Here is a 12240-nt window from a genome sequence, read left to right as displayed (position 1 = left end):
CGTCGCAGGTCGGGCGCCCCTAGCGTGAGCTTGTCGCAGTGAGAACAGATCGAGTGAGTTAAGGACTGAGCTGGATGGAACCCGTCGTGTTGGCGAAGCATTTGATCGACAGCAATCGGTACATGGTTCTTGGGACCGTGGATCCGGACGGGCGTCCGCGGGTGTCGCCGGTGTACTTCTCGCCGGACGGCTACTCGGTCGTCTACTGGGTGTCTTCTCTCGAATCGCACCACTCACGGAACATTGCTGAGCGGCCTGAGGTCAGCATGGTGGTTTTCGACTCCGCGGCCGAGATCGGAAGTGGGGAGGCGGTCTACCTGATCGCCCGTGCAGAGGAGGTCCCGGGCGATGAGTTGGAGGGATGTCTCGACAGCATTGTCTGGACGCGGTTCCCGGGGCTCAAGCAGTTCTCCGCGGCGGAACTGCGCGATCCAGAGGTCCGGCGGCTGTATCGGGCACGGATCAGCGAGCACTCCATCCACATCCCCGGCCGCCACCCGGAGTACGGCACCGGCACCGACCGCCGGATGACGGTAGACCTCGGCTAAGCGCCACTGGCGAGGGCGGCGGTTGGGTCTCGGTCGGCGGGGCCGGTGGGGAGCCAGGTGTTGTCGATGAGGGTGTAGGGGTGCCAGCGGCCGGTGCGGTCGAGGCGGAGTTGGCGGTCTGCTGCGGTAAGGCGGTTGCCGGAGACCTCGAAGGTGAGGTCCCAGGCTGCCGTCAGTTCGGTCCGCGCTCTAGCGATCTCCGATGGGTCCGGAGCCCACTCGTTGTCGAGAACGTCGAGGCCGGGCGCTCCGCCGTACGACCAAGCGGTGACGCCGACTGCAAGTTCGGCGGGTCGGCCGAGGGCGGTGGCGAGGCGCTCGGTGAACATCGGGTAGTCGGCGGCAAGTCGTACGGCGTCCTGCCACTCGTCCAAGATCCACGGATCGGCCGAATGAGTCAGCAAGGCTCTGAGCTCGGCGCGGGCTCGGCGGGCGGCGTCAAGCACTAGGAGCGGGAGGCTTGCAGGCTCCATCCCGGCGGGTGGTTGCTGACCGGTGACCGCCAGCTCATCCAGCTCGACCTTCGCCGGCAGCGCAGGCGGCTCGGGCAACTCGGCCGGCTCGATGGAGAAGGCTTCAGCCGCAGGCACTCCCACAAGACCATCCGTAGCAGCTGACGTTCCAGTGGTTGCTCGTTGCTGGAGGTCGTCCAGGAGATCCTCGCGGGAGCGGCCGCGCATCAGCAGGAGTACGAACGGGTCCTCGTCGAGCAGCCAGCCGACCTGGTAGCACAACGCGGCCGCGTGCTGGCAGGGCAGCTCCCAACCATCGCAGGTACACGAGGGATCCAGGTCGCCGATCCCCGGCAACAACGGAACCGCGGCATCAGCTGCCGCCTCGACGAGATCGTGCGGCATCTCGCCATCCAGCAGCGCCGCGATGTGCCCGGCGCGCGAGCCCACCTGGTCCAGGAAGCGCGTCCACTGGTCCGCACTCAACCGGTCGACCACCACGACGGCCTCGTAGGTGTCTTCGGGCGCGTGAACCGTCGCCGCGATCCGCCCCGCGCTGATCGTGATGGTCCCGACCTGCCCCGAGTTGGCGAACCGCCGCCCGCGCTTCAGTTGGTCGTTGTCCAGTGAGGTGTCCTCCAGCGCCTGCACCCACGACCGCCCCCACCACGACTGAGCCCGCGTCACCCCACGCCGGGCCCCGAACGCCGCAAACCCCTTGGCCACCTCGCCGCTCATCGCGCGCCTCGGAGTTCTACGAGGTTGGCCAGGTCGGCGTCGGAGAGCTCAGTGAGAGCAGCTTCGCCACTGGCTAGTACCGCGTCGGCCAGTTCTCGTTTGCTGGCCAGCATCGCGGCGATCCTGTCCTCGATGGTGCCCTCGGCAATCAACCGGTGAACCTGTACCGGTCTGGTTTGGCCGATGCGGTAGGCCCGGTCGGTCGCCTGGTCCTCGACCGCCGGATTCCACCAGCGGTCGTAGTGCACGACATGGTCCGCGCGAGTCAGATTCAGTCCCGTCCCGGCAGCCTTGAGCGACAGCAGGAAGACCGGCACGTCACCCGCCTGGAAGCTCTCGACCATCTCCTCGCGCCGCTTCACCGGCGTACCGCCGTGCAACAGCTGACTCGCGATCCCACGCTCGGCGAGATGCCGCTCCAGCAGCCGCGCCATCGCGACGTACTGCGTGAACACCAGCACCGCACCGTCTTCCGCGATGATCGTGCCGAGCAATTCGTCGAGCAGTTCGAGCTTGCCCGACCGCCCGCTCAACCGCGCGCCGTCGCCCTCCTTGAGGTACTGCACCGGGTGATTGCAGATCTGCTTCAACCCGGTCAGCAGCTTCATGATCAACCCACGGCGCGCCATCTGATCACTGGCCTGTACTGCGTCCAGCAGTTCGCGCACGGTCGCCTCGTAGAGGACGGCCTGCTCCCGCGTCAGCGAAACCAGCTGGTCCGTCTCGGTCTTCGGCGGCAGCTCGGGCGCGATCCCCGGGTCGGACTTCCGCCGTCGCAGGAGGAACGGCCGGACCAGTTTCGCCAGCCGCGCGGCGACCTCCTCGTCCTTGTCGGCTTCGATCGGCGTCGCCCAGTGGTTGCGAAAAGTCCCGAGCCGCCCGAGCAACCCCGGTGTCGTCCAGTCGAGGATCGCCCAGAGCTCGGAGAGATTGTTCTCCACCGGCGTACCGGTCAGCGCCACCCGCGCCATCGCCGGAATGGTGCGCAGCGCCTTCGCCGTACCGGACGTCGGGTTCTTCACATGCTGCGCCTCGTCCGCGACCAGCAACGCCCAGCGATGCGCCCCGAGCCGGGCGGCGTCGCGGCGGAGAGTCCCGTACGTCGTGAGCACGAACCCGGCGTCGGCGCCGTCCAGTGATCGCCCGGATCCGTGGAAGCGGCGTACCGGCGTGCCGGGAGCGAACCGCTGGACCTCGCGCTCCCAGTTGCCCAGCAGCGAGGCGGGGCAGACGACCAGCGTCGGACCGGCGGTCTCGGCCGACTCCTGGCGGTGCAGATGGAGCGAGATGAGCATGATCGTCTTGCCGAGGCCCATGTCGTCGGCGAGGCAGCCGCCGAGGCCGAGCGAGGTCATCCGGACGAGCCATTGGAGTCCACGGAGTTGGTAGTCGCGAAGGGTCGCCTGCAACGCGGCGGGCGGTTCGACGATGCCGTCGACGCGGTCGGGATCGGCGATCCTTTCACGGAGCTCGTCGAGCCAGCGGGTCGGGGTGATGGTGACCTGGCGGCCGTCGATCTCGGCCGAACCGGTCAACGCGGCACTCAGCGCGTCGATCGCGGTGACCGGTTTGAGGATGCGTTCGCGGGCTTTCCGCGCGAGGTCGGGATCGATCAGCATCCACTGGTCGCGCAGCCGGACCAGCGGGCGGGTCGCCTCGGCGAGCTGGTTCATCTCGTCCTCGGTCAGCGGGTCGTTGCCGAGAGCAACTTGCCAGCTGAAGTCGAGGGTCGCGCCGCCGCCGAAGAAGCCGGGCATGTCGGAGGGCGGGCCGTCGGGGGAGGTGATCGCGGCGCGGGCGGTGAGTGCGCGGCCGAGGCTGCGCGGCCAGTGCAGGTCGACGCCCGCTGAGGTCAGTCGCTGCGCTCCGCCGGCGAGGAGATCGGCGACTTCCTCGTCGGTCAGCTCGACCCGGTCGGGGACGGGGGAGTCGAGCAGCCGGTTGAGCGGAGCCCAGACGCGGGCGGCGCGGCGAATCGCTAGCGTCGCGTCGATCCTCGCGCGCGGTCCGAAGCCGGTGACGTCGCTCGCCCACACGTCGGCGGCATCGGCAACCAGCGTGGGGTCTTTGAGACTGTGCAGCTGTACGTCGGCGCGGAACTCCTGCGACTCCGGCAGTTCGACCCGCAACGAGATCCGTACGCCGGTATCGAGGCCGGCCGAAACCTCGTCGGCCCATGACCGCAACCGCGGCACCTTCTGCGCAGCCCTCGCCGCGAACAACGGACCATGCGCCTTACTGGCCGCTGGCGACCGAGGCATCCCGTCCGCGACCGCATCGAGGAACTCCCGCACCAACTCCTCACCCACCGCCACCCGAACCCCACCCGACCCTGAGGTAGAGGTGACGCCGCCACCCCCCAAACCTCCAGCTGAGGTTGAGGTGTTCGCTTCCACCTCAGAACCGCTACTGCCTCCTGTAGAGAGGGGAAGGGCTCGGGCTTCGGGTGGGATGGATTCGGCGAGGTGGAGGATGCGGTCGACGTCGGCGGCGTCGAGTGGGCCTACTCGCCACGCGTCGTGGCCGGCAGGGGAGACTCCCGGGAGGAGCCGGCCGCGGGCGACCAGCTGGAGGGCGATGAGCGAGGCCGCACCCCAGAAGGCCGCTGAGCTATGCGCATCACCGGCAGTCCGTGCGCGACCGAGCACCGGTACGGCGTCGGCGATCGGCACCTCGATCACCGGTGTCGCCTGGAGTACGAGCTCATCGTCGGTGCGCACGACCAGGTCGAGCATCGCCTGTTCACCGACGCCGAGTGGAAGCTCTCCGCCCGCCGGATCCCAGAACGCGATCACCCCGTCCCGCGGCGGATCCGCCGGCCGGAACACCGCCGCCAACCCCGTCAGCGCACCCGCCACCGCCGTTGCCAACCCCAGATCCCCTCTCATCACAATCCACCAGCGAGCGCGCCTTCACTCAGTGCGCAGCTACCGGAACCTCCTCGCCCGGCTGATCGAACTGGGTCCGGTACAGCTCCTCGTACCGCCCGCCGTCAGCCAGCAGCTCCGTATGCGTCCCACGCTCCACGATCCGCCCGTCCTCGATCACGAGAATCTGGTCGGCCGCGCGAATCGTCGACAGCCGGTGCGCGATCACGACCGCGGTCCGCCCGGCCAGCGCCTCCGTCAACGCCGCCTGCACAGCGGCCTCCGACGTCGAGTCGAGCGCCGCCGTCGCCTCATCGAGAATCACCACGCGCGGCTGGGCCAGCAGCAGCCGCGCGATCGTCAACCGCTGCCGCTCACCACCCGACAAGCGATACCCGCGCTCACCGACCACGGTCTCCAACTGGTCAGGCAACGACCGGATCAAGTCACCGAGCCGAGCCCGCGTCAGCGCATCCCAGAGGTCCTTCTCGGAAGCCTCCGGCCGAGCTAGCAGCAGGTTCTCCCGGATGCTGTCATGGAAGAGATGCCCGTCCTGCGTCACCATGCCGAGCGTCTCCCGCAACGACTCGGCGGTGACATCACGAACATCCACCCCAGCAAGCCGCACCGCGCCCGAATCCACGTCGTACAAGCGCGGGATCAGCTGAGCGATCGTCGACTTCCCAGCGCCCGATGACCCGACCAGGGCGATCATCTGCCCCGGCTCGGCCCGGAACGACACATCGTGCAGCACCTCGACCCCGCCGCGGGTGTCCAGCTTCGCAACTTCTTCCAAGGAAGCCAGCGACACCTTGTCCGCCGACGGATACGCGAAGCTCACGTGCGAGAACTCGACGGCCACCGGTCCTGCCGGTACGACGCCCGCATCCGGCTTGTCCTTGATCAACGGCTCCAGATCGAGCACCTCGAAGACCCGCTCGAAGCTGACCAGCGCAGTCATGACCTCCAACCGCGCACTGGCCAACGCGGTCAGCGGCGAGTAGAGCCGCGTCAACAGCAACGCCATCGACACCACAGCACCCGCGTCGAGCTGATCGCGCAACGCGTAGAACCCGCCCAATCCATAGACGACAGCCAACGCAAGCGCGGAGACCAAGGTCAGCGAGGTGACGAACACCCACTGCACCATGGCGGTCCGTACGCCGATGTCGCGCACCCGCCGAGCCCGGACCGCGAACTCCGACGACTCCCGTGCCGGCCGCCCGAACAGCTTCACCAGCGTCGCGCCAGGAGCGGAGAACCGCTCCGTCATCTGCGTACTCATCGTCGCGTTGTAGTTCGCAGCCTCCAGCCCGAGCGCGGCGAGTTTGTTGCCGATCCGCCGGGCCGGGATGACGAAGATCGGCAGGATGACCAGCGCGAGCAGGGTGATCTGCCAGGAGACCCGCAGCATCACGACCAGCGTCAGCACGAGCATCACCAGGTTGCTGACGACGCCGGACAGCGTGTCGCTGAACGCCCGCTGCGCCCCGATCACGTCGTTGTTCAGCCGGGACACCAGCGCGCCCGTCCGGGTCCGGGTGAAGAATGCGATCGGCATCTTCTGGATGTGGTCGAACACCGCGGTCCGGAGATCGAGGATCAGGCCCTCACCGATGCTCGCGGACAGCCAGCGGGTGAGCAGCCCGAGACCTGCTTCCCCGACAGCGATGACGGCGATCAGGATCGCCAGCCGCAGTACCGTACTGAAGTCCTTGTGGCCGACGATGGCGTCGACGACGCGGCCGGCCAGCACGGGAGTGGCGACGGCCAGGATCGCCGCGCCGATGCTGAGCGCGAGGAACGCGGCCAGCTTCCGTCGGTGCGGTCGCGCGAACGCGAGGATCCGGCGCAGGGTCGCCCGCGAGAACGGGCGCTTCTCGTCCTGCTTGTGCATCGCGTGGTACATCTGCGTCCACGCGGTCATTTCCATACTCACAGCGGTACTCCGGCGGTCGGTTCGGCCTGGATGTCGAGGGTCTGCCGATGATCCCGCAGGGCACCGACAGTTTCCGAAGGTAGAACCTCAACACGACTAGAGGTCAACTGCACCGCCTTTACTGAGTACACTGTACGAAGTAGTGTAGCCACTCCTGGAAAGTCGTGCACATGAATACGGAGTACAGCGGCTCCGGGGACCCGAAGAAGAGCCTCGAACTGCTCTGGGGCCTGCAGGCGCGGCCGACCCGCGGCCCGAAGCCGGCCTTGACCGTCGAGCAGGTCGTCGCCACCGCGGTCCGGATCGCCGACGCCGAAGGGCTGGCCGCGATGTCGGTACGCCGGGTTGCCGACGAGCTCGGCGTCGGCGCGATGACCCTCTACCGCTACGTTCCCGGCAAGGCCGAGCTCCTCGACGTCATGCTCGACACCGTGTACGGCGAACTGCCGCGCGGCGTCGTCAAGGGGGACTGGCGGGCCAAGCTCGACGAGGTCGCCCGGGAGAACCGGCAGCTCTACCTCAACCACCCCTGGCTGCTCCAGGTCGCGGTGAGCCGGCCGCCGCTGGGGCCGCACGTGATGGCGAAGTACGAGTACGAGCTGTCTGCGATCGAGGGGATCGGGCTGGACGACGTCGAGATGGATGCCGCGGTCGCTCTGGTCAACGGATACGTGCACGGCGCGGTACGAAGTGCCGTCGAAGCGCGCCAGGTGATCCTCCGGTCTGGTATCACGGACAAGGAATGGTGGCTCGCGCACGAACCGCTGCTCGAGAAGATCGCCGACGCCCAGAAGTTCCCGCTCGCTTCACGGGTCGGTACGACGGTGGGCCAGGCGTTCGACGCGCCGTACGACTCCGAGCACGGCTTCGAGTTCGGCCTGGCTCGGGTGCTCGACGGGATCGCGACACTCCTGAAAGATCGGTAATACAGTTGTGAGTGAGTACTCACTCAGTTACTCTCGACGGCGTGAGCCCAAGAGCAACCCCTCTGCCACCTGACGAGCGCCGCGCGGCGTTGGTGGAGGCCACCCTGCCCTTGCTGGAGGAGTACGGCACCAGTGTCAGCACCCGGCAGATCGCCGAGGCGGCGGGTGTCGCCGAGGGCACGATCTTCCGGGCGTTCGGCAGCAAGGACGCGCTGATCGACGCCGCGATGAGGACCGCGTTCCAGGTCGACCCGATGATCGAGGCGCTCGGCGCGATCGACCGCTCGCTGCCGTTGGAGGAGCGGATGGTCGCGGCCGTCGACATCGCCCAGACCCGATTGCGCAGCGTCTTCAAACTGCTGCTCGCGATGCGGATGCACCGCCCGCCGGAGTGGAAGTCCGATCCCGACGAAGAGGCCCGCCGCAAGCTCGACGGCGAACGCGCCGACGAGGCCTTCGCGGACGTCTTCCGGCACGACGCCGGCCAACTGCGTTACCCGCCCGCGGAGGTCTGTCACCGGCTCCGCCTGATCACCTTCTCCGCGACCCACCCATTGATTTCGGCCGGTCGGACCCTGACCGCCGAGGAGATCGTCGACTTCGCGCTCGACGGTGTCCGCAACCATCTCCCCGGGGGCAACTGATGCTTCTTCGCCTCTTGCGTACGCACCTGCGTCCGTACGCCGGCAACCTGTCCTTGGTGGTCGTCCTGCAACTGGTCGCGACGATCGCCTCCCTCTACCTGCCCAGCCTGAACGCCGACATCATCGACAACGGCGTGGCCAAGGGCGACACCGGCTACATCTTCGGCAACGGCGGCTGGATGCTCGGCATCAGCCTGGTGCAGATCCTCTGCACGGTCACCGCCGTGTACTTCGGCGCGAAGACGGCCGCCTTGTTCGGGCGCGACGTCCGGGCGGCGGTTTTCCACCGGGTCGGCGAGTTCTCGGCCCGCGAGGTGAACCAGTTCGGCGCGCCGACGCTGATCTCCCGCAGTACGAACGACGTCACCCAGGTACAGATGCTCGTGGTGACCACCTGCACGATGCTGGTGGCCGCGCCGATCACGATGATCGGCGGCATCTTCATGGCGGTCCGCGAGGACGCCGGCCTGTCCTGGCTGGTGGCCGTCGCCGTACCGTTGCTGGCGGCATCGATCGGCCTGATCGCCAGCCGGATGGTGCCGCAGTTCCGCAAGATGCAGGTCAACATCGACGGGGTGAACCGGGTGCTGCGCGAGCAGATCACCGGCATCCGGGTGGTCCGGGCGTTCGTCCGCGAGCCGCACGAGGTGGAGCGGTTCGGCGAGGCCAACACCAACGTCACGAACACCGCGATCCGGGCCGGCCGGCTGATGGCGCTGGTCTTCCCGGTCGTGATGCTGATCCTGAACATGTCCACCGTGGCAGTGCTCTGGTTCGGCGCCTCCCGGATCGAGAGCGGCGAGATGCTGGTCGGCCAGCTGACGGCGTACATCAGCTACCTGATCCAGATCCTGTTCTCGGTGATGATGGCGACGTTCGTGCTGATCATGGTGCCGCGGGCCGCGGTCTGCGCCGACCGGATCAGCGAGGTCCTGAACACCGAGTCGTCGGTCCGGCCGCCGGTCACCCCGATCCGGAACTTCACCGGTGTCGGCGAACTGGTCTTCGAGAACGCCGAATTCCAGTACCCCGGCGCAGCCGAGCCCGTACTACGAGACATCAGCCTCACCGCGTCGCCGGGCCAGACCACCGCGATCATCGGCAGCACCGGTGCCGGCAAGACCACGCTGCTTTCCCTGGTGCCTCGTTTGTTCGACGCCACCGGCGGGCGCGTGCTGGTGGACGGAATCGACGTACGGGAGATCGACCCGGAGGCGCTCTGGGAGCGGATCGGGCTGGTTCCGCAACGGCCGTACCTCTTCTCCGGGACGGTGGCCAGCAACCTGCGCTACGGCAATCCGGACGCGACCGACGACGAGTTGTGGGAAGCCCTGGAGATTGCCCAGGGCAAGGACTTCGTCGCGGCGATGCCGGCCGGCCTGGACTCGCCGATCGCCCAGGGTGGCACGAACGTGTCCGGTGGTCAGCGGCAACGCCTGGCGATCGCCAGGGCACTGGTCCGCAAGCCTGAGATCTACTTGTTCGACGACTCGTTCTCCGCACTCGACCTCGCCACGGATGCCCGGTTGCGGGCCGCCCTGGCGCCGGTCACCGCCGATGCCTGCGTGGTGATCGTGGCCCAGCGGGTGTCCACGATCATCGACGCCGACCAGATCGTCGTCCTGGAGGACGGCGCGGTCGTCGGCCGCGGCGGCCATCACGAACTACTCCAGACCTGTCCTACATACGTCGAGATCGTCGAGTCCCAGCGGTCCGCGGAGGAAGCAGCATGACCGACCAGAAAGTGGAAGAAGCGGTGGGCGAGGACCAGCCCGCCGCGACGATCAAGTCGACCGAACGGCCGACCACCGGCCGCGCGTTCGGGCCGCCCGGCGGGATACCCGGCGACAAGTCGATGAACTTCGGTCCGTCGGCGAAGCGGCTGCTCCGGCGGCTGCGGCCGCACCGGCTGCAGGTCGGCGGAGTCATCCTGCTCGCGATCGCCAGCGTCTCGCTGTCGGTGATCGGGCCGAAGATCCTCGGCCGGGCCACCGACATCATCTTCGCCGGCGCGATCGGCAAGCCGCTGGACCGGTCCCTGACCAAGGCCCAGGTGATCGAGCAGGCCCGGGCCGCCGGTCAGGGCCGGCTCGCGGATCTGCTGCAGGGGATCGACCTGATCCCCGGCGTCGGGATCGATTTCGATGCCCTGCGCAACGTTCTGCTGCTCGTGCTGGCGCTCTACGTCGGCTCGTTCTTCCTGTCCTGGATGCAGGGCTACATCCTCAACGGTGTCGTCCAGCGGACCGTGTTCGAGCTGCGGTCCGAGGTCGAGGACAAGCTGAACCGGTTGCCGCTGAGCTACTTCGACGGCGCGCCTCGCGGTGAGCTGCTGAGCCGGGTCACGAATGACATCGACAACATCTCGACCAGTCTGCAGCAGACGCTCAGTCAGCTGCTCACCTCGCTGCTCACCGTTGTCGGCGTGATCACCCTGATGTTCGTCATATCTCCGACGCTGGCGCTGATCGCGCTGATCACGGTGCCGATCTCGATGATCCTGACGGCGGTGATCGCGAAGCGTTCGCAGGCCAGGTTCGTCGCCCAGTGGCGGCACACCGGCGCGCTGAACGGCCAGATCGAAGAGGCGTTCACCGGGCACGAGCTGGTCAAGGTGTTCGGCCGGCAGAAGGAGATCGAGGAGAGCTTCCGGCAGAAGAACGAGGAGCTGTACCAGGCTTCGTTCGGTGCACAGTTCATCTCCGGGCTGATCATGCCGTCGATGATGTTCATCGGGAACCTGAACTACGTCGTGATCGCGGTGCTCGGCGGGCTCCGGGTCGCCTCGGGCTCGATGTCGCTGGGCGACGTCCAGGCGTTCATCCAGTACTCGCGGCAGTTCACCCAGCCGCTGACGCAGGTGGCGTCGATGGCGAACCTGCTGCAGTCCGGCGTGGCGTCGGCCGAACGGGTGTTCGAAGTACTGGATGCCACCGAGCAGGTGCCGGACGACGCGACGCCGGAGAAGGTGACGGATGCGCGTGGGCGGGTCGAGTTCGAGCATGTGTCGTTCTCGTACAACCCGGACAAGCCGCTGATCACCGACCTGAGCCTGGTCGCCGAGCCAGGACAGACCGTCGCGATCGTGGGTCCGACCGGAGCCGGCAAGACCACGCTGGTCAACCTGATCATGCGGTTCTACGAGCTGAACGGCGGCCGGATCACGCTGGACGGCGTGGACATCACCGAGCTGACCCGGTACGACCTGCGCTCCCGGATCGGGATGGTGCTGCAGGACACCTGGCTGTTCGGTGGCACGATCCGCGACAACCTTCTGTACGGCAACCTGAAGGCCACCGAGGAAGACATGCTGGCGGCCGCGAAGGCGACGTACGTGGACCGCTTCGTGCACAGCCTGCCGGACGGGTACGACACGGTGATCGACGAGGAGGGCAGCAACGTCAGCGCCGGTGAGAAGCAGCTGCTCACCATCGCCCGGGCCTTCCTGGCCGATCCGCAACTGCTGATCCTGGACGAGGCGACCAGCTCGGTCGACACCCGCACCGAGGTCCTGGTCCAGCGCGCGATGGCCGCCCTGCGGTCCGACCGCACCAGCTTCGTGATCGCCCACCGCCTCTCCACCATCCGCGACGCGGACCTGATCCTGGTGATGGAGGACGGCGCAATCGTTGAACAAGGCAACCACCACGAACTGCTCGCGGTGGACGGCGCGTACGCCCGCCTCTACAACGCCCAGTTCAGCGCCGCTGTAGTAGACATCGACGAAGACCAACAGTCGTTCCACACCCCGGTCCCGCCGGTCCCCACCACAGCCCAACTCATCGCCGACGACGAGGACGAGTCGGCCCTCACCCCCTGACGCACGAGGGGACGCCCCACCCGGGGCGTCCCCGTTTCCGTTCTGGAGCCGTTCAGTCGGAGAAAGCGCCGTCTCCGTCGGCGCAGCGTGGCTGTCGGTGTGCATCCCTCCGCGCGGCGGGGTTCACCTCCTGTAATAGCAGGGCGTTAACCCGCAGAGCGGGAGCTGACTACACGCATCCTGGCCCCCGCGGTGCGGGCTTTGGCGCCAGGCGGCAGTTCGCCAGGAGGCGGAATGTGCCGACGGACATGAGGTGTCGGGCTTCGAGGCAGAAATCTGCGCTCAGGTGGGCGGCGCCGAGGGTGT

General features: G+C 67.7%; 8 protein-coding genes. 5 read left to right on the top strand and 3 right to left on the bottom strand.

Annotated features, from left to right (window positions below; all coding sequences use genetic code 11):
• The first annotated feature begins 74 nt into the window (after positions 1–74).
• Positions 75–548, top strand: coding sequence for a pyridoxamine 5'-phosphate oxidase family protein (locus tag ABZ004_RS10710; RefSeq protein WP_355679570.1), 474 nt, complete (start codon positions 75–77; stop codon positions 546–548).
• Here ABZ004_RS10710 and ABZ004_RS10705 read toward each other — a convergent pair.
• The 3 genes from ABZ004_RS10705 to ABZ004_RS10695 are packed head-to-tail and all read right to left on the bottom strand — an operon-like array spanning position 545 to position 6532.
• Positions 545–1738 carry an SWIM zinc finger family protein gene (locus ABZ004_RS10705; protein ID WP_355679569.1) on the bottom strand — a complete coding sequence of 398 codons (1194 nt, stop codon included), beginning with the start codon at positions 1736–1738 and terminating at the stop codon, positions 545–547. The two genes, ABZ004_RS10710 and ABZ004_RS10705, sit on opposite strands and share 4 nt — an antisense overlap.
• Positions 1735–4626 carry a DEAD/DEAH box helicase gene (locus ABZ004_RS10700; RefSeq protein WP_355679568.1) on the bottom strand — a complete coding sequence of 964 codons (2892 nt, stop codon included), beginning with the start codon at positions 4624–4626 and terminating at the stop codon, positions 1735–1737. The genes ABZ004_RS10705 and ABZ004_RS10700 overlap by 4 nt, the downstream gene beginning before the upstream one ends.
• Positions 4627–4654: 28 nt before the next feature.
• Positions 4655–6532: an ABC transporter ATP-binding protein gene (locus tag ABZ004_RS10695; protein ID WP_355679567.1), complete on the bottom strand. Its 1878-nt coding sequence runs from the start codon at positions 6530–6532 to the stop codon at positions 4655–4657.
• Positions 6533–6714: 182 nt separating this feature from the next.
• Here ABZ004_RS10695 and ABZ004_RS10690 point away from each other — a divergent pair, with 182 nt between their 5' ends.
• From ABZ004_RS10690 to ABZ004_RS10675, 4 genes are read left to right on the top strand one after another with little or no spacing between them, the layout of a single operon-like run.
• The gene (locus tag ABZ004_RS10690; protein ID WP_355679566.1) at positions 6715–7470 is read left to right on the top strand and encodes a TetR/AcrR family transcriptional regulator; all 756 of its coding nucleotides are present in this window, start codon (positions 6715–6717) and stop codon (positions 7468–7470) included.
• Between the two features lie 41 nt (positions 7471–7511).
• Entirely contained in the window at positions 7512–8114 is a 603-nt protein-coding gene (locus tag ABZ004_RS10685; RefSeq protein WP_355679565.1) for a helix-turn-helix domain-containing protein, read from the top strand.
• Positions 8114–9847, top strand: a complete 1734-nt coding sequence (locus ABZ004_RS10680) for an ABC transporter ATP-binding protein (protein ID WP_355679564.1) — start codon at positions 8114–8116, stop codon at positions 9845–9847. Before ABZ004_RS10685 ends, ABZ004_RS10680 begins: the two co-directional genes overlap by 1 nt.
• Complete coding sequence (locus ABZ004_RS10675; protein WP_355679563.1) at positions 9844–11934, top strand: ABC transporter ATP-binding protein; 2091 nt, start codon at positions 9844–9846, stop codon at positions 11932–11934. The genes ABZ004_RS10680 and ABZ004_RS10675 overlap by 4 nt, the downstream gene beginning before the upstream one ends.
• Positions 11935–12240 lie beyond the last annotated feature (306 nt).

The organism is Kribbella sp. NPDC006257, from assembly GCF_040613535.1.
Classification (GTDB): Bacteria; Actinomycetota; Actinomycetes; order Propionibacteriales; family Kribbellaceae; genus Kribbella.
The sequence above is the reverse complement of the archived record's forward strand: the minus strand, read 5'-3'. Positions and strand labels throughout refer to the sequence as shown.